Source organism: Synergistaceae bacterium (assembly GCA_017443945.1).
Lineage (GTDB): Bacteria > Synergistota > Synergistia > Synergistales > Aminobacteriaceae > JAFUXM01.
Map to the genome: position 1 here is coordinate 1 of JAFSXS010000064.1, position 23,960 is coordinate 23,960.

The window sequence follows — 23,960 nt, forward strand, 5'->3', positions numbered from 1 at the left end:
AGAAGCCTCAACGCAGCAAGGATTATACATGCAGACCCTAAAATAACATCAGCTCTCGACGCAGGAAGACCTATAATATTTTGACGTTCGATTAAATTCAACGCAGCATACATTTTTATTTGAGTCATAATATCGCGCTGAGTCAAAATTTTTCCGTGAAGCCGTGAAGGTAAGAAATTCTCACAGGCAAATTTTACGCTCGCCATCGCAACAAGTCCCCCGCCTACACCGATTAAATTTGCGTCATGAGTCTTGAATGATAAAATGTCATGCTCGATAAATAAATTTTTCACGAACTCAAGAGCTGACTCGCAAGCACTCATTTTGACGGGTGAAGAGTTATCCGCAAAAAATTTTTCCGACAAAGTAACTGCACCGACGGGAACACTTTTTACAAGTTTGACAAAATTTCCGCAGCCAGACACAAATTCAGTGCTTCCGCCTCCTGAGTCAAACATTATTACATCACCCGAAAAATTAAAGCCGTCGACAGCTCCCAGCCATGAAAATTTTGCCTCGTCCTCGCCTGAAAAAATATGAACGTCAAGACCGGTAGAATCTTTTATCATGCGCACGAAATCGCCGGAATTTTTTGCAGTCCTCAACGCTTGAGTCCCTACTATAAAAATTTCGTAGTCCTTGCCGGGAAATCTCGCGCTTTTTACCATTCTTGACGCAGCTTCACAAGTTATACGCATATTTTCAGGCTGTAACATTCCATTTTTTGACATGCCCCGGCCGAGCCTGACTACTTCTGTTTCATCGCGCAAAATGTGAAGACGGCCATTATAAATTTTTGCACTGCGCATTTTGATGGAGTTGCTGCCGATGTCTATAACTGTTTTAATCTTCATGCCTGCGCCTCAAAGACTCCTGAAACACGAAACAAAACGCTGTCGTAGGAATCGTGAACAACAAACCCAGAGTCCCCGCGAGTCCCTGTACAATTTCCTGCGCTATGTATGGATCGTTAAGTATTCCGGAAAATTCTACACCGGCCGAACTTATTAATATCGCCATTGATAACGAGCTTCCCATATACGCAAGAATCAAAGTATTTATCATGCTGCCTAAAACCTCGCTGCCGACGTTCAAGCCCGCAAGCAAGAGTCTATCTAACGGGATGTAATTATCATAGTCTACAAATTCAGACATTGAAGCAGTAACAGAGACTCCAACGTCAAGGACTGCACCGATCGAACCTATTAACACACTCGCAAGCAATACTCCGCGCATATTCAAATTCGGCAATGTCGACGCAAGCAACGCAGAACCTTCACCAGCTAATCCGGTCAACTGCCATAAATGCACCATAACCCAACCGCTTGCAAATCCGCACAAGACTCCGCCGAGACTTCCCAATAAAGCAACTAGCATGTAACGCAAATATCTTACAACACACAAAATTGTAACAGTCGAAATTATAAACACTGACGCAAGAGCAAGCAAAACAGGATCCCAGCCGAGAGTCATTAATGGGATCATCGTAAAAATTAATACAGCAATTGAAGCACCGAGTCCCAATAACGCAAGAAAGCCGCGAGTCCCTGTCATAGCAATTAATATTACGCACACCGCAAAAATTAACGTCGCAACACTTGAGACTCTGAATCCGTCAGCTAAAGAATATTGCACGCGCCCATCGTCGAACATGTCCCAAACTAGCAAATAACGCCCGCCCGGTTTAACGTCCGGCCCTGAACCTGCGAGTCTAACTGTCTTGACCGTTAAAATATCATTCGTGCGGTTTCCAGATAAAATTTGCAAGACTGTATCACGTTCGAGAGTCTCAAAAGATTCGTTGTTCTTGTCGGCGTGTAATGTTTTTTCCGGGCCTGCTTCTATAACCTCAACGATTAAAGACTCTTTGTCGTTCCAGTTCTTGACCGCAAAATAATCTACAGCATAAAAGAATGCAACCGGCAGTATAAGCGCAATAATTAACCTGAGCAAAAAATATTTTGACTTCATTTATAAATCAATCTCCCATTTGCGAAAATTTATAAATTCTCTCATATCGTCAGGAATGGGAGCAGTAAATTTTTTTCCGGCTATTTCGCTTAAAGACTCGTGCAGATTTTCGGGGAATACAAGTTCATACGCGTGCAATAACGGCCGATTTACATTTTTTAATTTGTGATTTACTGCAAAATTTCCGTACTTCCTGTCGCCTAAAATCGAATGTTTTATATAACTCATGTGAACGCGGGCTTGATGTGTCCTTCCCGTCAATAATTCCAGCTTAACGAGTGAATAATCATTATCACCCGCAATTTTTTCGCACTTAGTCAACGCAGAGAGTCCGGACTCAGAGACCTTGACTAAATTATTTTCTGAATCCTTCAATAATGGCGCGTCAATGATAAAACTTTTTTCTACCCTGCCTGCGACTATTGCGAGATAAAATTTTCTGACTCTTCTTTCCTTAAATAATGACTCTAACGCTCTTAATGAATCACCGTGAAGAGCTACTGCTAATACTCCTGTTGTGTTGCGGTCTAACCTGTGAACGGCGGCGGCCTGCTTAGTGTTCATCATTGCCCATACGCGTGAAATTATGCTGTCTCCGTTAGGTTCGTCAGGCTGCACGAGAATCCCGGCGGGCTTATTGACGATTAAGACATTTTCGCACTGAAATAAAATTTTTATTTTTCCCCATGAGGCTTTGTGCTGTATCTGAAAATTTTTACTCTCTTCAAGCGGCCAAGGGGTTATTATTTCGTCTCCTGCTGATAAATGCAAGCTGCCTTCACGAATTTTTTGCGAGTTCACGCGTATTAATCCTGTTCTGATAGCTTTCATTATTTCGCCGAGACTCACATATTTAAATTTGCTGCGTAAAGTTCTATCGAGTCTGCGTCCGTCGTCGTCGCGTGAAATTTTTATAGAGTAGCTCATTAATTTAACTCTATTCCGCGCCAGAGTCTGCGGTCAACGAACGATAAATAATCAGTCATTTCCGTCTGCGGGGTTAATGCGTCAATTTGAGCCTTCCAGAAATTCATCTTGAAGTCCAAATCATCGGCGGCACTCACAATAATAGCTTCAGGAGTCGCGGGTAAAACGGGCGAACCATACTCCCTTAAACCGTGATGGCTGATAATAATATGACCAAGTGCGCGCGTTAAATCATCGTCTAAATTTTCAAGTTCTGCAAATTTCTTGAACATGTTATAGCCTAACACAATATGATCTATCACGTTCCCGTCAAGAGTCATTTGCGGCGTAGGATTTAAATTATATGATTCGAGCTTGCCTATGTCGTGTAATAGACCGCCTGCAATTATTAAATCATGATTAATTTTAACTTTGAATGCGTCATAATGCTTTGCGAAATCGAGTGCTCCTATTGTCATAGAAACAGTGTGTTCAAGAAGGCCGTTCATGTAGGCGTGATGAATCGTAATAGCTCCCGGCCAAGTTTTAAATTTTTCCCATAAATCGTGTTTAAAGAATACGGCGTAAACGAAATCATGTAATTTTTTGTGCTTAATATCGGCGACCAAATCTTTAAAAGTTTTCTCAAGGAAATTTATATCAATCGGCGAATGACGTACAAAACCTATCGGCGGAAATTTTTCTTGGTCGAGATAATATACATCAGAAAAATTATATTGCATCAAATCGCGAAATTCTGAGACTCTGCCGCCTGCTCCGATACTTGAGCCTTCAAATTTCAGCCCGCAGTTGTCCGGATCGATGGGGAAAATGTCTCCGCCCTGTTTGCTGTGCCAAGTTGAGTCGCTCCAAACTTTTCCGGTTAATTCGCCTGACTCGTCGCTTAATGTAATGTCCCAAAAAGTTTTATCGTTGCGGTCTTTGCGCCTTATGAGACGTGATACAACGCCCATTACGTAAAATTCTGCATTAATAGGGAGCTGCTTTACTTCCCGAATATCAAGAAGTTTTTTATTTTGCTTATTATTGTTCGTAACCATCAAGGAAAATTTTAGCCTTTCATGTAAAAATTTCGTATTATTATATCAGTGTGCGATATATAAAAGCGTCAGAGAATGATATAATTTTTCGCGTAAACCTTCCAAAATTTTCAAAGAGTGAGCGATAAATTTTTTACAACTACATTTACAACTACAAAAATGTAAAAATTTTTCTGTACTTGCAATATCTCGCGAATAAAAATTTTTTGTTACATGTATAATTAATGACGAAAATATTTTTGTTATAAATTTTTGCAGGGGGACACAATTTTTTATCATGAAAGCTATAAAAATTTTTCTGGCAATAATATTTATTTTCACGTGTACGGCCTCAAACGCTGATGAATGGACACGAGACTCACTTGACTCGCGCAAAGCAATAGCAAATAATTCAAATCCTCCAGCGCGAAAAATCCCGATTAACACTCTTGCACCCATTAAGGACGAAGGCATTATCAGGCGTGTTAGACTTCCTGACGGCGTAAAATCTGTCTCGCTTACGTTTGACATGTGTGAACTTGATACGATTACGACGGGCTGTGATATGGACGTTATAAATTTTTTACGGGAAAATAATATTGCTGCTACACTTTTTATGGGCGGTAAATGGATGAGGACTCATTCACGCAGGGTCATGCAGATAATGAGCGCAAAAAATTTCGAGATAGCAAATCATAACTGGTCGCACGGAAATTGCGCGTTACTTTCTGATTCGGGGTTGAGGGCTCAAATTTTATGGACTCAATCGCAATATGAATTATTACGCGAAGAGGCAGACGCTGAAGACATACCGCCTGCAATGGGATTATTCAGATTACCTTATGGCCGTGCAAATGATAAAGCGCTGAATATAATTAACTCACTGGGACTGCGTATAATTCAATGGGACGTAGCAGCTGAGTCGGGCAATAACGAAAATATAAATCACGCGAGACAATCAGCACTCAAAGTCGCAAACATGACGAGGCCGGGAAGTATTTTATTATTTCACGCGAATTTAGTTCCCAAAGGTACAATTAATTTATTGCGCGAGACCGTGAAAATTCTTCAAGAACGAGGTTATAATTTCGTAACAGTCAGCGAGCTTTTATCAATGGGCGAACCAGAGACAACGCGAGACGGATATTTTACGAGACCGGGCGATAATGTTGCACTCGATAAGAAATTCGGCATTGACGGCACCGGAAGAAAGACTCGTTTTACTGGCGAATAATGAAAATTTTTTGTGCAAATTAGACGCTTTAAGAGTGATTATTTATAGACGCGATAAATTATTAATCGTCATGATATTATTTACACGGTGATAGAAACATGAATAATAACATACGAAATTTTTGCATAATTGCTCATATAGATCACGGAAAATCTACGCTTGCTGACAGATTATTGGAGGCAACCGGCACTATTGCGTCAAGAGACATGAAGGCGCAAATTTTAGACTCCCTTGCACTTGAACGCGAGCGCGGAATAACTATAAAACTTGTTCCCGTCAGAATGGATTATAAAGCTAATGACGGAAAAAATTATATATTGAATCTAATCGACACACCCGGACACGTTGATTTTGCTTATGAAGTCTCGCGCTCTCTTGCTGCTTGTGAAGGTGCTTTACTCGTTGTTGACGCGTCGCAGGGAGTCGAAGCTCAAACCGTAGCAAATGCCTATCAAGCAATAGAACAAAATCTTGAAATTTTACCGGTCATAAATAAAATCGATCTTCCTTCAGCAAGGCCGGACAACGCAAAACAGGAAATTTCTGATGTCGTAGGACTCGACGCAAGCAACGCAGTATTAACAAGCGCAAAAACAGGCGAAGGCATAAATGAAATTCTCGAACGCATTGTAACTGACATTCCCGCACCAGAAGGCAGCGAAAATTTACCCCTTCAAGCACTGATATTTGACTCAGTCTATGATAATTATCGCGGCGTGATTTGCTATGTTAGAGTCGTCAACGGCAAAATTAAATCAGGTCAAAATATTATGTTCATGTCAAACGGGATTATTTATCCTGTCAATGAAGTAGGAGTCTTTAAGCCCGGCTTTACTCCTGTTGATGAGCTTTTACCAGGTGAAGTTGGTTATATTACTGCGAGCATTAAGACTCTTGCTGAAGCTCAAGTCGGCGACACAATAACTGACGCTGCTAACCCCGCAAATAAAGCCCTCCCCGGTTACAAGAAAGTCAAAAGCGTAGTTTTTTGCGGATTCTATCCTGTTGAGCGCGACAATTACCCGCAATTAAGAGACGCTCTCGAAAAATTGTGCTTAAATGACTCTGCCGTAACTTATGAGCCGGAAAGCTCGGAAGCACTTGGATTCGGATTCAGGTGCGGTTTTCTTGGTTTATTGCATATGGACGTAGTTAGAGAAAGATTGCGCGAAGAATACGGAGTCGAACTTGTTGCTACTGCTCCTAATGTTATTTATGAAATTTTAAAGACTTCCGGTGAAGTTATAGAAGCTCACAGGCCGAGTGATTTTCCCGACCCGTCAGAAATTGAAGAGATTCGCGAGCCTTATATAAAACTTTCTGTATTTGTGCCTTCAGAATTTACCGGACGAGTCATGCAATTAATTCAGGACAAACGGGGAACTTATAAATCAATGGACTACATTACGCCCGAAAGAGTCAGAATAATTTATGAAATGCCGTTATCTGAATTTATTGTAGACTTTCACGACAAATTAAAATCTCAGACTCGCGGGTATGCGTCGCTTGATTATGAGTTAATCGGCCTTAAAGCAAGTGAGTTAGTGCGAGTTGATATTCTCGTAAATGGTGAGGCTGCCGACGCTTTCTCGTTCATATGCCATAAGGACGCAGCTTATAATCGTGGTCATGCGGTTGTTACGAAATTAAAGGAGTTAATACCGAGTCAATTATTTGAGATTCCCATACAAGCGTCAATCGGCCGGCGTGTAATAGTGCGTGTTAATGTTCGTGCGCTGAGAAAAGATGTTCTTGCAAAATGTTACGGCGGAGATATTACGAGAAAGCGCAAATTACTAGAGAAACAGAAAGAGGGCAAAAAACGTATGAAGCAGATCGGTAAAGTTTCAATCCCTCAAGAGGCGTTCTTAGCGTTTATGCAAGTTGATGGCGCAGAGAAATAGAAATTTTTGCGGTTTATATGTTCATGTGCCATTTTGCGCGAGAAAGTGCTATTACTGCGCGTTCTATAGCGTGTCAGGAAAAAATTATTTTATTGACTCATGGCTTGAAGCTCTTGAACGTGAGGCAAAATTTTATACAGGTTCGCGGATAAAGACTCTTTATGTTGGCGGGGGGACTCCGAGTTTACTAAATATTTCGCAATGGCATAAATTAATGAATATAATACGTGAAAATTTTGACGTTGATAATTTGCGTGAGGCTACTTGTGAAGCTAACCCTAATTCTTTAACGCCTGAACTCGTGAATTTCCTGCGAAAAAATTTATTTACCCGCGTAAGTTTGGGCGTGCAGAGTCTCAACGATAACGAGCTGAAAACTTTAGGCCGGCTCCATGACTCAAAGCAGGCAATAAACGCAATGCAGCTGATAAAAGATTCGGGACTGAACCTAAGCTGTGATTTAATTTTCGCTATTCCCGGACAGACTCTAAGGACATGGGCAGAGTCTTTAAAGCTCGTGATGAAATTTGCGGCTCATATTTCGACCTATCAATTAACGTTAGAGCCTGATACGCCTTTATTTCGCGAATATGATAACGAGTTATTAAATTTTCAGGGGTATAAATTCTATCGTTACGCGCAGTATTTATTGCCTCGAAAAAATTTTTTGCAGTATGAGATCTCAAATTTTGCCATGACAAATTATGAATGTCTGCACAATCTTTCATATTGGAATCATGATAATATAATTGCGTTAGGGCCTTCTGCTGTGAGTTATCTTGACGGAGTAAGAATCAAAAATTATTCGAGCCTCAATGAATACATAAACGAAAAATTTTTATACGAGCAGGAAAATTTATCACCGCGCGAAAAATTAATCGAGCTTGCAATATTATCACTGCGCACAAAATGGGGCGTAAAGAAATCTGATTTACTGCCGGAAATTGAGTCAGCACTAAATAATATGCCTCGCGATTTATTTATTATCACTCCCGAAAGAATCGCATTATCAAAACGCGGCATGAGAATAGCAAATTCTATCTGGTCAGAATTAATTGACCTGTAGTATAATTTATTTGTCCGGCTCAATGCGGCGGGAGTCTGTGAATCGTGTCAGGTCTGGAAGGAAGCAGCACTAAGCAGAATTTCTCGGGTGCCATTGAATACCGGGCAATTATTTTTTTCTTGCAAGATAATACAAATTCGGCATGTGAAGCAATAAGAATCCTTTGCAGAAAACTTCAAAATTTTTCACGAGAATATAAATTTTTTGCGACCTATATAAAATTTTGCGCTTCTCCTCATCATGAATAAAAGTTTTATAGCCGGTTGTGTCGTATTTCATGATAAAAATATTTGCCTGCCTGATTATGGTTTGAGGCGTTAAGATATTTTCAGCGAGATATTTTACTTTTTCTGAGATTGCATTTTCCGCGAGATATTTTGCTGTATTAATTTGGGCGTTCGTGTTGTCTTCATAGCGTTTAATTTTTTTCTCGATTGTGTCATTATCGCGAATTGATCCCATTTGACTATGATGCATATAAATATATAAACATTTTTCAGTGAATGAAACTTTTTCGGCCATGCAAATAGCTCTATTTATGAAATCAATATCTTCTCCGGACGTGCAGCCCTCAAGGAACAACAAATTATATTTATCGAGAAAATTTTTATCGTAGAGACAGCACCACACAGCGGGAACAGCTTTATTAATTATAAAATCTCCGCCCGATGTCATATTAAATGCGTGTTTAACGGGATGAACGTTTTTATCCGGTTTTCCGTCCGTGAATCTGTCAACAAGCCCGCAAAAAGCAATATCGCTGTTATTTTGCGTTATAAGCTCGTGAAGGCATGAAATAAAATTTTTCGCGATCAAGTCATCAGCATCAATGAAAGCTATATATTTCCCTGATGAATTTTTCAAGCCCGTATTTCTTGACGCGCACACACCCATATTGTGAGAGTGATTTATTATCTTGAAGTTACGCCCTGAATCTGTAAGTAATTGAGCTGAAATTTTGCCGGTCTCATCTGTTGAAGCGTCATTTATTACTATAATTTCTATGTTGTCATAGTCTTGAGCTGTTATGCTTTCAAGGGTAAATTTTATGCGTGACTCTGCGTTATAAGCCGGAATTATTACGCTGATTAAATTATTCGTCATCATACTTATTATTATAGTGCTCATAGAATTTGGCAAATTTCAGGAATCTTAGAATCGAGACATTTACGCTGTGAATGAATCCCCACCAGCCCAGCAGAAAGAATCGGCCAAGCACATAAAATTTCAGAAATTCAAGCGTCGAACATCCGACAAGCCGCCACGGAGAATAATTTTTTTGCTGCTTTACTGCGCGTTCTGCAAGTGAATCAGATTCAATATTATATTTCCTGATAATTTGATTAATCGATATAAACGAGTAATGATCTATGAAATTTTTGCATTTTCCGTGTGTAGCGTCCGGGCTAGCTTTAATTACGTCATCATTGCCGATTTTGCCGCTCATTGTCCAAGAGTCGCGATTGTAGAGTCTGATTTCTTTATAGTGCCTGACCCATTTATTAGCGTGTTTCATTCCCGGAAAAACTTCACCGCGCGGCAGTATATAACCGTCTTTGAGTGCGTCGCGTTTAATTGTCAAGATTTCCTGCGCTAATTCAGGTGAAATAACTTCGTCAGCGTCGAGTCTCAATACCCATTTATAATTGCATTGTTCCTCAGCAAATTTTACTTGGAAGCCGTAATTTTCCCATTTGTGATAAATAAATTTTGCCCCGAAGGATTCTGCGATTTCGCGCGTTTTGTCAGTGCTGCCGGAGTCAACTATTATAATTTCGTCAACCAAATTTTTTGCGGAATTAAGAGTCCTCGCAAGCCGTTTTTCTTCATTTAGTGTTATCAAGTAGAGCGACAATTTTTCGATTTTCATGTTACAAAGCTCCCGTTAATATTTGCATGAATCACAGTATAGCACAAATAAAAAAAGAGAGGGCTTCTGCGTCTCTCTCCTTCTTTAACTTTTTTGAGGGGGGTAAAACTATAAAACGATCGAACAAGAACGAGGAATCTATTAATTTATTTCTCTGCATTGAGCCTCTTGCAGGTTAAGGCTCGGAGCTATTAATAATTTCGTGTTTGTTCGTTACGTCAAACATTATAGACCGAAAAATTTTTATGTCAATATTTGAATCATAATCGGAGAAAAATTTTTTGATGTTCACGTAATAAAATCTTTCGAAAATGTGCATTTATAATTACAGGCGGGCCGCACACATACAACAAATTTAATAGCTCAACAAAAATATTTTGTCATAGTTTTCCAGAAATGTTTATCTTAAGAATTTGACCGGTAGTTACAACCTGTTGTTATACTCCAAAAAATTTTTAGTACGGAGGTTATTAATCTTGAGAATTACAATATGTGCAATAGTTATGTTATTTTCACTTTTTGGAGCTGCGTTTGCTGACATGAAACCCGTTAAAAGTTTTGAGGAGAGAAAGCCGACACCTTATAACGCTAATCAATTTGGTTTTGTTTACGGCGGTGCACTCACTGAGAACGTAAAAGGCAAAGTAAATGTTCACCCGATTATTTACGAGCTTAACGGAATTAAAATCGCTGCAAATGTTTATACCCCTGCTGATTATGATCCGGCGAAAAAATATCCTGCTGTTACTGTTGCTCACCCGAATGGCGGCGTAAAAGAACAGGTTGCGGGACTCTTTGCTCAGAAACTCGCTGAATTAGGATATATAACTGTTGCGGCTGATGCTGCTTATCAGGGCGAGAGCGGCGGAGAACCTAGACACACTGATATTCCATTTTTCAGGACAGAAGATATTCACGGCATGGTTGATTTATTGACAATTTATCCCGGAGTTGACGTTAATCGAATCGGCATGTTAGGAATTTGCGGCGGAGGCGGTTACACTTTGAACGCTGCAAAATCTGAAAAACGCGTGAAAGCTGTTGCAACTTTAAGCATGTTCAATTCGGGCCGTGTTCGTCGAGAAGGTTACATGAGCACTCAAATTAAAGACGTTCAGGAAAGACTAAAGCAGGCTAACGACGCAAGAAACGCAATAATTGCAAATGATAATGTCATAGCAGCAGGAGGAACTTTAGATCTTGACAAGCTAACGGACGAATATATTTCTTCAATAAAAAATGATTTGTACCGCGAAGGACTTTTATATTACGGCAAAACTCACAGACACCCTAACTCAACATTTGAATACACCCAGGCGAGTTTAATCGAGTTAATGGCTTGGGACGCTACCGACAACATTAAGTTAATTAACGTGCCTTTGCTGATGATGGCAGGAAGTATCGCGGATTCTCTTTATATGTCCGAAGACGCTATCGAGAAAGCAACAGGAACTAACGACAAAGAATTATTCTTAATTCCCGGAGCAATGCACATACAAACTTATTGGAAACCGGAATTTGTCGAGCAGGAAATTAATAAGCTCAAAGAATTTTTCGGGAGGACGCTATAAATTATGAAGAGTGCAATAATTTTATTGTGCGTGATATTATTTGCGCTCCCAGTTTCAGCAAGCACTCTTGACGGATATGACCGCGCGAAAATTGCCGATGAAAATTTTACAAGGATGCACGGAAATGAAATTTTTGACTCGGCGAAAAATGACCCTGAATTATTCGCAGTCATGAAAAAATATATTTACGGCGATTTATCCCAGCAAATAAAGCTCACTGACACAGAACGTCAATTAATTACAATTGTTGTGCTTACGACTAATCAGAATCATAAATTTCTGAAACGTGCTGTAGAAGGCTCGCTCGCTCTGAACGTCAAGCCCATTGAGATCCGCGAAGCATTGTATCATGTCGCACCTTATATAGGATTCCCGAAAGTTTTTGAGGCTCTTGATGTCGCAAATGAAATTTTTGCAGCAAAGGGAGTAAATTTGCCGCTCGATAATCAGGGAACTACAACAGATTCAGACAGATTCGAGAAGGGCTTAAATTTTCAGGTCAATGCGTACGGCGAAAGAATTAATCAAATGCGCGACTCGACTCCTGATTATCAGAAACATTTGCAGGATAATCTTTCAGCATTTTGTTTCGGAGACACTTACACGCGGGGAACTCTGAATTATAAAATGCGCGAAATGTTGACAATGGCTGTAATAGGCACTCTCGGAACGGCTGAAGCGCAATATAAATCGCACGTGATCGGGACTCTTGACGCAGGAGCAACAAAAGAAGAAGTCATCAGCGTAATAACGACAATGAATCCTTATATAGGTTTTCCACGAACGTTAAATGCTTTGAGGATTGCTAATGAAGTTTTTAACGAGCGCAAAAAATAAATTTCCTGTGCTGCGAAAGAACAGTTCTCGGAAAATTTTCGGGAGCTGTTTTTTTTTGTTACACTCAGAAATAATTCCCAAGTGAACGCAGCAGATATAGCAAGTTAGACTATAATATAAATAAATTACTGAATAACAAAGTGAGGGCTTAAACATGCATTTTTCAGGAGGAATCAACCGCCCGCCATATGAGGAAGCAGATGGATATTTACAGACAACAGAAGGATGTTCTGATGAAAACGGCGGAATTGCTGCATAAATATGTTCCGTCTATTGAGACAATCGGCGGTTATGCCCGTATCGATAATTTTTACAACAAGACAGAAGAGCAGCTTCGGAATATGGCATCTGTTGGCTTCTCCGATCCCTACATTGGCGTAGAATCTGGTGATGATGTTGTTCTGAAACGTATCAATAAGGGTTATACTTCCGCACAAGCACGAGAGCAGTTAGAAAAAATTAATACATCAGGACTGCCCTTCATCGTCAATTTTCTGAACGGAGCAGGCGGTCATAAATATGGCCTTGTCAACGCACAGAGAACTGCAGAGCTTTATGACGGGCTTCATCCTACTATGGTTAATACTTCTATGCTGACGGTTGTACCGGGGACCCCGCTATATAGGGCAATAGAAAAAGGGCTTTATACTGAATCTACTGAGATGGAAAAACTTGAAGAAATTTATGAATTTGTACGGTGCCTGACTAACGACACTATTTTTATGAATGAACACGCTTCTAACCTGTTTCATGTGAAGTGCCGTCTACCTGAGGCAAAAGAAGAGCTGCTTGCCTATATTCGGAAGTTCATGGATGAAAGCGACGAAATTAAGCTGCGTCAATATCGTGAAATGGTTACACGAGCGTTTTAATTTTGATTGGAGGAGGAAAAATGAAATATAACGGTACAATTTATCGTCCGCCGGTAGAAGCGAGTACTTTTTTGCTTCCTATTACAGAAGGCTGCACTCATAACAGCTGCACTTTCTGCAACATGTATAAGGATGTTCCTTTCCGAATGATTTCACTAGTTGAGGTAGAGGAATAAGAGGAATATCTGAAGGAAATGAAGCAAAAGTATAAAAGCTATTGTGAGAAAATTCAACGAGTCTATCTAGTTGGCGCAGATCCCTTCGCGTTGTCTGCAAGAAAACTTTTAGGGCGTATCGATCTCATAAAAAAGTATCTGCCAAATACAAAAGTTATTACCATGTATGCCCGGACGGATAATATCGCCTCTAAATCTGATGACGATTTGAACGCCTTGAAGGAAGCCGGTGTTGACGATCTCTATATCGGGGTGGAATGCGGCCTAAATGATGTACTTGAGAATCTGAACAAAGGGTACTCAGCGAACGAAACTCGAAAACAATGCATTCGCCTGAATAATGCCGGGATTCAACACTGTGATTTACTTATGCTTGGGACGGCTGGTAAAGGTCGCGGGCTGGAGTGTGCTAGAGTCTCCGCAGCATTGGAAAACGAGATAAAGCCCCATAAGATTCTTATCAACACTATGTCTGCTTTCGTGGGAACACAACTTGATGAAGATATACGAACAGGTAAATTTATTCCGGCCTCAGAAAAAGAAAACCTAGAAGAAGAGCGGGAATTTCTTCTTAGACTGGATTTGCCTGAGTGTTATTTCTGGGCATTACATCCGCTTGATTCCGTGAAAATCGAAGGCGTTCTGCGTGATGATAAGCAAAATATGCTGGATGCTTTGACGTGGAGCATTGACCATGTAAAAGAAAATGCAATTAATCGTACTTCAAGAGTCGGCACGCTGTAAAGTAATGGCATTAAGTCAGAGCCCGTTTAGTGCTGCCGGGATTCTGACTTTTGATTCTGACATGAACACGGAAGCAAATTACTGAAATATTCACGTTCACCCGAAAGAACTTCATCATAAAATTTTTGTTTATTGTCAATATACTCTATTGAAGCTGTTAATGCTGCGATATTTTCCTGAAGCTGTAATTTTTTACGCTCTAAAATTTTTTGCCTGTCCGGAATCGTTGAAGCTCCTTCAAGACATAATTTAGTATATTCTTTCATTTCTTGAAGACTCATCCCGCAATTTTTCAAGCAAGTTAGACTCTTAATCCATGCAATATCGCGTTCGTCAAAAATTCTCCTGTTAATATTATCTCGCTTAACATTTGGGATTAAGCCCTCGTTGCAATAAAATTTTAGTCCCTGATAAGTCATTCCCGTTTCTTTGCAAGCCTGCATCATTGTGTAAATCATAAAATTTCTCCCCTGCCATTTTGATAAAATTACGCTTGACCGATAGTATGAACCGATTGTTAGTATTGTATCAAAAATTTTTCAGGAGGTTATTATTCGTGTTAAGAAAAATATTGTTGTTGAATTTGCTGCTTTTACTGTGCTTAACGGGTGCTGCAGGAGCAGAACAAAAATTATTTGCTCATAAAATTATTTCTATGAACGTTGTAAATTCTGAAAGCGGAAAAATTTTAAGAGGTCTTCTCTATATGCCCGAAACAGATTCAAAAGTTCCGCTTGTGATTACAGCACATGAACTCGGGAGCAACTATGCTAGAAGATGGCCGGCTTATGGTGAAGCACTTGCTTCTATGGGTATAGCGGTTTATACGTTTGATTTTGCAGGAGGAGGCCCTAAGACTCGAACAGACGGAACACCGGGCAATCATAGCGACGGTGAAACTACAGAAATGTCCGTGATGACCGAAGTAAAAGATTTAGAATCAGTTCTTGAAGCTGCTAGATCATGGGATTTTGTTGACGCTAAGAAAATTGCAATTATTGGAGGCAGTCAGGGCGGTGCTGTTTCTGTAATAACTGCGGCACGTCATGCTGATGAAATTTCCGGGCTTGTGCTCTTATATCCTGCGCTGTTGATTCAGGACGATTTACACAAAAAATTTGCAAATAAAGAAGATTGTCCGCCCATTTATAAATATAACGGCTGGCTTGATGTAGGCCCGGTTTATGTAAATGATATGTGGGACTATGATATTTATTCAGACATGCCGAAATATTCAAAACCTGTTTTGATTCTGCACGGCGATAAAGATTCAATTGTTCCGATTGAGTATTCACAAAGAGCGGCGAAGACTTATCCTGATTCAGAATTTCACGTAATTAAAAATGGTGATCACGGCTTTCAGGGCGAAACATTTGAGCAGGCCATCGGTTATATTAAGGCTTATTTCCAAAAAATTAATTTTCTTTCTGACGGCTTGAGCAAAATTATTCCCGTCGGAACTCCTAATAACATAGCTGGCGAACACTTCACGGGAAAAAGTTTTCTGCATCCTCTTTCACTTGAGCAGGTCGGAATCTTCAACGTAACATTTGAACCCGGAAGCTATAATGAATGGCATATACACCATGCAGCAAAAGGCGGCGGACAAATTTTAATCGCAATTTCCGGACGCGGTTATTATCAGGAAGAAGGCAAAGAAGCTCAAGAGTTAAAGCCCGGCGATGTTGTGAATATTCCCGCAAACGTCAAGCACTGGCACGGAGCAGCAAAAGATTCATGGTTTCAGCATATAGCTATAGAAGTACCCGGCGAAGACACAAAAACAACTTGGCACGGATTTTTACCGGCTGAAGAGTACGCAAAATTAAAATAAAGGAGTAGTCAGCATGAGCAAAAAAAATGTAGTTGTTCTTGTAGGCACAGGCTCAATAGGTCAGGCAATAGCACGAAGAGTCGGAGCAGGTAAGCATATAATACTCGCAGATTTGAAGCAGGAAAGCGCGGAGAAAACAGCAAAAATTCTTGATGATGCAGGATTTGAGACAAGCACAATTTCAACGGATCTAGGCTCAAGAGATTCAATCTTGAAACTTGTTGAATATGCCCAGACTTTAGGAGAAATAAAGAATTTAATTAATGCTGCAGGAGTCTCGCCTTCTCAAGCGTCAGTTGAAGATATTTTAAGAGTCGATCTTTACGGGACAGCGGTTTTGCTTGAAGAGTTCGGAAAAATTATCAGTGAGGGCGGCTCAGGAGTCATAATTTCTTCACAGTCAGGGCATCGTCTCGGAGCTTTACCCGAAGAACAAAACGAACAGCTCGCAGCTTCACCGACAGAAAAATTATTAGATCTGCCGTTCATAAAATCAATTACTGACACACTGAAGGCCTATCAATATTCGAAACGCTGTAATGTTTTGCGCGTAATGTACGAGGCCACACGATGGGGCAAACGCGGAGCAACAATAAATTCAATCAGTCCCGGAATAATTATCACACCGCTTGCAAATGATGAACTTCACGGCCCGCGTGGTGAAGGTTATCGCAAAATGCTTCGTTTATGTCCTGCAGGCAGAGCGGGAACTCCTGACGAGGTCGGGGACTTGGCAGAATTTCTTATGAGCAGCCGTGGACGTTGGATTTCTGGAAGTGATTTCTTGATTGACGGCGGAACAACAGCTTCATATTTTTATGGAGATTTGCAATATTTGAAAGCTACACATTAAATATTTAGAGGGTGATTTCATGAAAAAATTTTTAGCGTTAATAATTTGTTTGTTATGTGTCCCGGCTTTTGCGGGTGAACCGTTAATAATTCGTGAACAGGGTATTTTTTCAGCGGGCGGAACAGTAACAGAGCCTCTACCGGGGAAATTTAATATTTCTGAAAACTGGCTTGATTTCTCACGTGCAGGAAATACGGCGCATGTTGACCACGCAAATGTTTTCTATCAAATTCCCGACGGCGAAAATAAGACTCCGATAGTTTATCTTCATGGTTACGGGCAGACTCGAACGGGCTGGCAGTCAACTCCGGACAGGCGCGAGGGCTGGAGCGATATTTTTCTGAGAAAGGGGCGCGCAGCATTTCTAGTGGATCAACCTAGACGAGGTGCAGCAGGTTCAACCGTCAAAATTGTAAATAATGAACAAGATACGCGGGCAAATGGAACAGAATTTAACCCCGGCGATCAGGCATGGTATACTCATTTCAGAATCGGGCGGGGGACTCCTAACCGTTATGAAGGAAGTCAATTCCCTGCAGGTGAAGCAGCATTAAATCAATTTTTGCGTCAAATGACTCCTAACACCGGAAATTATGACGTAGAAATTTTCGGCAAGGCTTTAAGCGCAGTGTTATATGAAGTACGATCGATGACCGGCAAAAAAGCTGTTTATCTGACTCATTCACAGGGCGGGCGCGTAGGCTGGCAGACAGACACAGAAAATATTGCGGCAATTGTTGCGATTGAACCGGGGTTTGCTCCTGAAGTCGGCAGCGAGACATACAAAAAATTTGTTGCGGCAAAAATTCCGATGATATTTTATTTCGGTGATTATATCGAAAACGGCCCGAATGATATAAAGAGTACAGCTTTCTGGAAAAGTGTATTAGATCAGTGCCGGGACTTTGCAAAACATTACAACGAAGACGGCGGAGACGCGACTGTGATATATCTTCCTGACGAGGGCATAACGGGCAACAGTCATTTTATGTTTCAGGAGCTAAATAATAAAGTAATCGCCGATCACATAGAAAAATGGCTTGAATCAAAAGGGTTATAAATCATGATGAGAAAAATTTTTGCGTGTGCTTTAATTATTGCGCTTGCTTTTACTGGTGTGTCGACTGCTGAAATTATTGCAGGTCCCGGCGTTGCAGTTGTTGATGTTGAGGGCGGAAAAATTCAAGGTTATATCAGCAATGAGATTTTCACTTATCATGGAGTGCCTTACGCTGAATCAGAAATTTTTATGCCTCCTGCAAAATTAAAATCGTGGGACGGAATAAAGCTCGCATTAAATTACGGCCCTATGTCCCCGCAAGATATTACACCAGAAGGCGACATGTTCCCGTTTCATTATTACTGGCCGCTATGGGAAGGCAGAAATTATGCGCAAAGCAACAACTGCCAAAATCTTAATATTTGGACGCCCGGACTCGATGATAAAAAACGTCCTGTAATGGTATGGCTTCACGGCGGAGGTTTTGAGGCTGGAAATTCTGCGGCTGAAGACGTGTACGACGGTGAAAATCTTTCTCGCAAGGGTGATCTTGTAGTCGTGAGCATTAATCACAGGCTTAACGTTTTGGGCTTTCTTGATTTATCGGCTTACGGTGATGAATACAAATATTCCGGCAATCTTGGAATGCTTGATATAATTGCAGCTCTTGAATGGATTCGAGACAATATCGCAAAATTCGGAGGAGATCCCGCAAATATAACTTTATTCGGACAATCAGGAGGCGGCGCAAAAATTCTCGCACTAATGGGAATGCCTAAGGCTGCAGGACTCTTTCACAAGGGAATCGAACAGAGCGGAGCTGTTGATCTTATGGGAATAACTTTCCCGGAACAGAAAGCAGCACGCAGAGTCGCAGCATTGACTCTCGAAAAATTAAATATTGCTCCCGAAAAAATTGCAGAAATTAAGAATGTCCCCTACTCGAAATTAAGTGAAGCAGCTAATAAGGCAATGGCTCAAGCAATCAAAGAGGGCGAAAAAATTTATTCGTGGTCTCCAGTAAAAGACGGCGATTTGATTCCTAATGATATAGGCACAGGCGGATTCATGGAACAAGTGAAAAATATTCCGCTTATTGCAGGTTCAACTCTCAACGAATGGGCGACTGTCCCGCTGCTAGTGAACATGGACAAGAATCAAGGCGACAATAAAAATTTCTGGAACGATTCACAAGTTGATGAGAAATTACGCGAAAAATACGGCGACAAGGCAGACTCTATATTATCAGCGTTCATGAAAGCCTATCCTCACAAGAAGAAAGCTGATTCATTGTACGTTGAATTTTGGCTCAGAGACGGCGCACTAAGAATCCTTAACGCTAAAGCAGCACAAAAGGGAGCTCCTGTTTATGCGTATATTTTCACGTGGGAGACTCCTGTTATGGGAGGTTATGCGATGGCTTATCACTGTTCTGAAATTCCGTTTGTGTTCAATAATATTGCTTTGAGCGAGAAAGCTACAGGGGGCGGAAAAAGGGCGCAGGCTCTTGCTGACAAAATGAGTCAAGCATGGATTAATTTTGCGCGTACTGGTAATCCCGGATGGGAGGCCTACACACCGGATAAGGGCGCGACTATGATTTTTGACGATGAGTCTTCAGTAGGTTACAAGCATGATGACGAGTTAATGAAATTATTAGTGCATGATTAAAAAATTTTTCCTGCTTCATGTTCAAAGCGTGAGGCAGGATTTTTTTTAGGGAGAAAGATTTTATTATGAGATTCAAAATAGTTGCCTAATTTACTATTTATACCCGATAAAAATATGTATACGTCTTAATTATTGTCATTGCAGCACTAACAAGACCAGCCGTCAAAGCAATAGCCTTCTCATGTTTGAGTCTTGGAAAATATGAAATCGCAGAGAATCCCATAACAGCAAGCGGAATTAAATATCTCCCCTGCATTCCTTCACAAATTAAAGCTCCCGGAGAATTCCAGGTAAAATATAACATGAAATCTATAGCTAAGAGAGTCGCCAAACAACCGCCTATCATAATAAGACGCTGACGGAAATAAATTTTTAGCTCGCCAAATAAACTTCCTGCCATGACTACAGACGCATAAATAAAGCAAAACCATAACGACATAGGAGCTTGAAGCCAACCCAAAGTAGCCATAAAAGATCTTGCAAAAAATGTAACATCTTTATAACTCGTGATTATTGCCTTAAAGACTTTTAACGGGTTCGCTGCAAAAAATTTCATTTGTTCAGCCGGATTTATGTATATGCCGGAATTAAAACCTGACGCAGCATTTAATCTCGTTACACCCAAATAAAGCCATGAGAGCGACGAGATAAGACAAACAAGCAAAATAATAATCCCTAACGTAATATAATTTTTCCTGCTGCCGAGTCTCTTATACGGAATTACAAAATATAACAGCATTATAGTCCCGTAAACTTGTTTTAACAGGCCGATAATAATAGCTGATAATAGAAGAATAAAAATTTGAGAAGGCTTTAATCTTTCGTCAGTCCTTGCGAGTGATAATATATAAGCTGATACAAGAATGCTTACACTATTTATTACAGCGTCGGCAGCTATTGAAGCACTTTCGGCGAGAAACGTAGGCATCATTGCAATCAAGAATATGAGAAAACTTTTTTCGGGCAAGATCTTTATCGCTAGAAAAATACACAACGTTACGAACAATACAGCCGCAAATCTCATCGAGTAGAAGTAATGCCCCCCCCCCCCTTAGTGAAATTACGTACAAGATAAGCCGCTATTACCTGAGGAAAATATACAACAGGAGCATATGAGCCAGTATTATTTATTTGCATTGTAATTATATCGTTGAAATTAACAGGGCTTGACATAAATTCGGAAATATCGCCGAGTGAAAAACGTTTTTCAGCGTCAAAGGGATTATCAATATATTTTTTCGGGAAGAATGCAGCCGGTACGCGTGAGAGTAAATTTTTATAGCTGTCTTCTCTATTTTCTGTAGGGCTTATGAATATTGATTCTGAAATTTGCCATGCTCTTGCGAAGTGATTCGGCTCGTCTGGAACTTGATAAACGGGCGTTAAGAATGTCAATATTGTCCCGGCAACTAGCATAAATATAACGTAAATATATTCAAGTTTTAGGCGCGTGAAAAACTTTATCATGTAATAATTTCTCCTGTATGCAATAAAAAAAATTCCTCCCGATTGTGAGTCAGGAGGAAATAAAAATTTTTTACTCTTCGTCCTCGTCTTCCTTCTTGTGAGCGGCAATAACTTTTTTCGCAATGTCGCCGGGTACTTCTTCATAGTGTGAATATTCCATAGAGAAAGAACCTTCACCGGAAGTCATCGAACGCAAAATAATTGCATATCTGAACATTTCAGCTAACGGAGCTTGCGCCTTTACAACCTGCAATTTTCCGTGAGCTTCCATTCCCATAATACGGCCTCTGCGTGAATTGAAGTCGCCCATTACATCGCCCATAAATCTTTCAGGAACAGTAACTTCAACATCCATAACAGGCTCAAGCAAAACGGGGTTAGCGTCCATAATTCCTTTCTTGAATGACAAACGGGTCGCGAGCTTGAATGACATTTCAGAGCTGTCTACATCATGATATGAACCGTAATATAATTCTGCGCTGAAATCAACAACGGGGAATCCTGCTAACGGGCCTGCGTTCATGTACTCGCGTAAACCTTTTTCAACGGCGGGAATAAAGTTTCTCGGCACTGCACCGCCAACAACACTGTCAATAAATTCAAAGCCTGCGCCTCTTTCCAACGGTCTGTAACGAATATAAACATCACCGTATTGGCCGTGTCCGCCTGACTGCTTCTTGTGCTTGCCTTGAGCTTCTGACATTTTGCGTATTGTTTCACGATAAGGAACCTGCGGAGTCTTTGTGTCGAGTTCAACGCCGTAACGTTCCTTCATTTTTGCGAGAACTATATCAATATGCATGTCGCCCATTCCTGATAACACGTTGTCGCGAGTCTCTGGATTCTTCTCGAACGTCAAGCAGCAGTCTTCTTCAAGTGTGCGGGATATAGCATTTCCGAGCTTGTCTTCATCTGCGCGCGATTTTGCAATAACTGCAACACTGTAAACAGGTTTTGGAAATTCAATCGCTGAAAATTTACCGGAAAATCCGCCCTTAACCGCTAAAGTGTGGCCGACTCTCGCGCTCTGCAACTTAGGAATCGCAACTATATCACCCGCAATAACTTCTTTAACGTCTTTGCCGTCTTTGCCGGTCATTAATTTAAATGAGCTGATTCTCTCGTCCTCGCCCTGATTGACATTATAAATATTGCTGCCCTCTGATGATAAACTGCCGGAATAAACGCGGATAAATGAAAGTTTACCGACAAAAGCGTCCGCCATAACTTTAAAGCACAACGCAGAAAACGGAGCATCAATTTTCGGCTCTGCACTCTCGACCGCGCCAATATCAACAGGAGACGGGAAATAATCCGCAGCAAAATCCATAAATTGTTGGACTCCGATATTTGTCGTAGCAGAAAGAACAGCAACAGGCATGACTCGACGTGCTGCAATGGCCTTTTTCAGTGTGCGCGCAAAATCTTCATCGGAAATTGACTCGCCCTCTAAATATTTTTCCATTAGTGCGTCGTCCATTTCTACAGCAGCTTCGATTAACGCCTCTTTTGATGACTCGCACTCGTCAGCAAGATCTGCAGGGACTTCAACTTCTGTAAATTTTCCGCTTCCGTCTGGCTTGTAGGTGTAGGCTTTACCCTTGAGAACGTCAACGACTCCCGTAAATTTATCTGCTGCACCAATCGGCAAAAACACGGGCAGAGCGTTATTTGTAAACTGCGATTTGATGTCGGCTAGGACTTTCTCAAAATCTGCGTTTTCTCTGTCCATTTTCGAAATAACGAATGCAACGGGTGATTTATGGTGCTCTGAATATTCCCATGCTTTACTTGTTTGGACTTCGATTCCTCCGACTGAACTCACGAGAATAACGGCTGTATCTGCGACTCTAATTGCTGCGCTCATTTCTCCTGTGAAATCAGCATAGCCCGGCGCGTCGAGAATATAAAAAGTTTTTCCCTTGCGCTCAAGAGTCATTAATGATGTGCTGATTGAGATATTGCGCTTTTGTTCTTCGGACTGAAAATCGCTGACTGTGTTTCCGTTCTGAACTGAACCCATACGGGTTATATTGCCGTTGTCGAAGAGCATTGCTTCAGCTAGTGTAGTTTTTCCTGCTCCTCCGTGTGCACATAATGCGAAGCTCCTTGTATCTTCCGGCTTACGTGCCCCCATTTGTATAAACACCTTCCCTTATTGTATGTATTAAATAAATGAATGATGTAAATATTATATTACGCTGAGTGAAATTTTTGATGTAAAATTTTTATTCGCGTAAAATCTATTATTGCCCGTCAAAAAATTTCTGAATTATCGCTTTAATCTCTCTTAACGGGAGAGTCTTTAACATATGGCCTTCAGGTTTGAGCGCGTCAATTTTCTCAATGCTGCCAGAGTCCCCCTTTGCCGTCAAGAACATCACCGGAATATTTGCGGTCTCCTGATTATTTCTTAGAGTCTCTAAAACTTGAGTCCCGTTCATTTCCGGCATCTCGTAATCAAGCAGTATTAAATCAGGTCTTGTGCGGGATAAAATTTTCAGCGCGTTTGCTCCCGAGTTGGCCGGCAAAACTTTATAACTTGTGCTGAGTCCGTCTCTTAACGTGCGAATCATTACTGCGTCATCGTCAACAAGTAAAATAATTTTCTGTATGCTGCTTGCTTTCTGTGCTGAAATTTCCGCTAGTTTGTCGCGAATCTCGTTAGCGTTGAAGGGCTTTGCAAATTTTTCGGCGTTATTGATGTCTATTGAATCGAGTTCTAATTTACTGCCCAGCAAAAAAATTTTCGAACCTGTACACGCTTTTATCTTGTCAGAAGTCTCAAGCCCCGCGAGATTTACAAATATTATGTCCGGCACGTGTTTAATTTCGTCTGTTGAACGCACACGCAAAATTTCGTAGTCATTGTCCAAATTTTTTATCAACATGTCCGCACCCATTGAAGGCCGGTCGCTGACGTATAAAATTTTTTCCTTCATGA

22 protein-coding genes and 1 other RNA gene are annotated in these 23,960 nt (G+C 40.7%); 12 read left to right on the top strand and 11 right to left on the bottom strand.

Features of this window, described 5'->3' with window-relative positions; genetic code table 11:
• From IJT21_06880 to IJT21_06895, 4 genes are all read right to left on the bottom strand, one after another.
• Positions 1 to 854: hypothetical protein (locus IJT21_06880; GenBank protein ID MBQ7577970.1), on the bottom strand; the 854-nt coding region annotated here is incomplete at its 3' end.
• A complete protein-coding gene (locus IJT21_06885; GenBank protein ID MBQ7577971.1) occupies positions 844 to 1,971 on the bottom strand; it encodes a YibE/F family protein in 1,128 nt (375 codons plus the stop codon). The genes IJT21_06880 and IJT21_06885, both read right to left, overlap by 11 nt.
• Positions 1,972 to 2,898 carry an RluA family pseudouridine synthase gene (locus tag IJT21_06890; protein MBQ7577972.1) on the bottom strand — a complete coding sequence of 309 codons (927 nt, stop codon included), beginning with the start codon at positions 2,896 to 2,898 and terminating at the stop codon, positions 1,972 to 1,974.
• Complete coding sequence (locus IJT21_06895) at positions 2,898 to 3,938, bottom strand: HD domain-containing protein (GenBank protein MBQ7577973.1); 1,041 nt, start codon at positions 3,936 to 3,938, stop codon at positions 2,898 to 2,900. The genes IJT21_06890 and IJT21_06895 overlap by 1 nt, the downstream gene beginning before the upstream one ends.
• Positions 3,939 to 4,215: 277 nt before the next feature.
• Here IJT21_06895 and IJT21_06900 point away from each other — a divergent pair, with 277 nt between their 5' ends.
• From IJT21_06900 to ffs, 4 genes are all read left to right on the top strand, one after another.
• Positions 4,216 to 5,151, top strand: coding sequence for a polysaccharide deacetylase family protein (locus tag IJT21_06900; protein MBQ7577974.1), 936 nt, complete (start codon positions 4,216 to 4,218; stop codon positions 5,149 to 5,151).
• A gap of 98 nt (positions 5,152 to 5,249) precedes the next feature.
• Positions 5,250 to 7,055 carry a translation elongation factor 4 gene (gene lepA / locus IJT21_06905; GenBank protein MBQ7577975.1) on the top strand — a complete coding sequence of 602 codons (1,806 nt, stop codon included), beginning with the start codon at positions 5,250 to 5,252 and terminating at the stop codon, positions 7,053 to 7,055.
• On the top strand, positions 7,036 to 8,121 hold the full coding sequence (hemW, locus tag IJT21_06910; GenBank protein MBQ7577976.1) for a radical SAM family heme chaperone HemW: 1,086 nt from the start codon (positions 7,036 to 7,038) through the stop codon (positions 8,119 to 8,121). Before lepA ends, hemW begins: the two co-directional genes overlap by 20 nt.
• 11 nt (positions 8,122 to 8,132) lie before the next feature.
• Positions 8,133 to 8,231, top strand: an RNA gene (gene ffs, locus IJT21_06915) — signal recognition particle sRNA small type.
• Here the strand turns inward: ffs and IJT21_06920 are convergent.
• Positions 8,230 to 9,228 carry a glycosyltransferase family 2 protein gene (locus tag IJT21_06920; GenBank protein MBQ7577977.1) on the bottom strand — a complete coding sequence of 333 codons (999 nt, stop codon included), beginning with the start codon at positions 9,226 to 9,228 and terminating at the stop codon, positions 8,230 to 8,232. The two genes, ffs and IJT21_06920, sit on opposite strands and share 2 nt — an antisense overlap.
• Positions 9,215 to 9,991: a glycosyltransferase family 2 protein gene (locus IJT21_06925; GenBank protein ID MBQ7577978.1), complete on the bottom strand. Its 777-nt coding sequence runs from the start codon at positions 9,989 to 9,991 to the stop codon at positions 9,215 to 9,217. The genes IJT21_06920 and IJT21_06925 overlap by 14 nt, the downstream gene beginning before the upstream one ends.
• Positions 9,992 to 10,467: 476 nt before the next feature.
• Between IJT21_06925 and IJT21_06930 the strand changes: the two genes are divergently transcribed.
• From IJT21_06930 to IJT21_06945, 4 genes are all read left to right on the top strand, one after another.
• Positions 10,468 to 11,562, top strand: coding sequence for an alpha/beta hydrolase (locus IJT21_06930; protein MBQ7577979.1), 1,095 nt, complete (start codon positions 10,468 to 10,470; stop codon positions 11,560 to 11,562).
• A gap of 3 nt (positions 11,563 to 11,565) precedes the next feature.
• Positions 11,566 to 12,399 (top strand): carboxymuconolactone decarboxylase family protein, encoded by an 834-nt coding sequence (locus IJT21_06935; GenBank protein MBQ7577980.1) that lies wholly within the window; start codon positions 11,566 to 11,568, stop codon positions 12,397 to 12,399.
• A gap of 233 nt (positions 12,400 to 12,632) precedes the next feature.
• Entirely contained in the window at positions 12,633 to 13,271 is a 639-nt protein-coding gene (locus IJT21_06940) for a radical SAM protein (protein MBQ7577981.1), read from the top strand.
• 194 nt (positions 13,272 to 13,465) lie between these two features.
• Positions 13,466 to 14,191 carry a radical SAM protein gene (locus tag IJT21_06945; protein MBQ7577982.1) on the top strand — a complete coding sequence of 242 codons (726 nt, stop codon included), beginning with the start codon at positions 13,466 to 13,468 and terminating at the stop codon, positions 14,189 to 14,191.
• 26 nt (positions 14,192 to 14,217) lie between these two features.
• On the opposite strand, the gene IJT21_06950 is transcribed toward IJT21_06945, so the two are convergent.
• Positions 14,218 to 14,649, bottom strand: a complete 432-nt coding sequence (locus IJT21_06950) for a MerR family transcriptional regulator (protein MBQ7577983.1) — start codon at positions 14,647 to 14,649, stop codon at positions 14,218 to 14,220.
• Between the two features lie 98 nt (positions 14,650 to 14,747).
• Here IJT21_06950 and IJT21_06955 point away from each other — a divergent pair, with 98 nt between their 5' ends.
• From IJT21_06955 to IJT21_06970, 4 genes are read left to right on the top strand one after another with little or no spacing between them, the layout of a single operon-like run.
• On the top strand, positions 14,748 to 16,025 hold the full coding sequence (locus tag IJT21_06955) for an alpha/beta hydrolase (GenBank protein MBQ7577984.1): 1,278 nt from the start codon (positions 14,748 to 14,750) through the stop codon (positions 16,023 to 16,025).
• A gap of 13 nt (positions 16,026 to 16,038) precedes the next feature.
• A complete protein-coding gene (locus IJT21_06960) occupies positions 16,039 to 16,878 on the top strand; it encodes an SDR family oxidoreductase (GenBank protein ID MBQ7577985.1) in 840 nt (279 codons plus the stop codon).
• A gap of 19 nt (positions 16,879 to 16,897) precedes the next feature.
• Positions 16,898 to 17,938: an alpha/beta fold hydrolase gene (locus IJT21_06965; GenBank protein MBQ7577986.1), complete on the top strand. Its 1,041-nt coding sequence runs from the start codon at positions 16,898 to 16,900 to the stop codon at positions 17,936 to 17,938.
• 3 nt (positions 17,939 to 17,941) lie between these two features.
• Complete coding sequence (locus IJT21_06970; protein ID MBQ7577987.1) at positions 17,942 to 19,549, top strand: carboxylesterase/lipase family protein; 1,608 nt, start codon at positions 17,942 to 17,944, stop codon at positions 19,547 to 19,549.
• Between the two features lie 97 nt (positions 19,550 to 19,646).
• On the opposite strand, the gene IJT21_06975 is transcribed toward IJT21_06970, so the two are convergent.
• From IJT21_06975 to IJT21_06990, 4 genes are all read right to left on the bottom strand, one after another.
• Positions 19,647 to 20,573 carry a DUF2142 domain-containing protein gene (locus tag IJT21_06975; protein ID MBQ7577988.1) on the bottom strand — a complete coding sequence of 309 codons (927 nt, stop codon included), beginning with the start codon at positions 20,571 to 20,573 and terminating at the stop codon, positions 19,647 to 19,649.
• Positions 20,570 to 21,016, bottom strand: a complete 447-nt coding sequence (locus IJT21_06980; GenBank protein MBQ7577989.1) for a DUF2142 domain-containing protein — start codon at positions 21,014 to 21,016, stop codon at positions 20,570 to 20,572. Before IJT21_06980 ends, IJT21_06975 begins: the two co-directional genes overlap by 4 nt.
• Positions 21,017 to 21,086: 70 nt before the next feature.
• Positions 21,087 to 23,153, bottom strand: a complete 2,067-nt coding sequence (fusA, locus tag IJT21_06985; GenBank protein MBQ7577990.1) for an elongation factor G — start codon at positions 23,151 to 23,153, stop codon at positions 21,087 to 21,089.
• Between the two features lie 109 nt (positions 23,154 to 23,262).
• Positions 23,263 to 23,958 (bottom strand): response regulator, encoded by a 696-nt coding sequence (locus tag IJT21_06990; protein MBQ7577991.1) that lies wholly within the window; start codon positions 23,956 to 23,958, stop codon positions 23,263 to 23,265.
• Between the last annotated feature and the right edge of the window lie 2 nt (positions 23,959 to 23,960).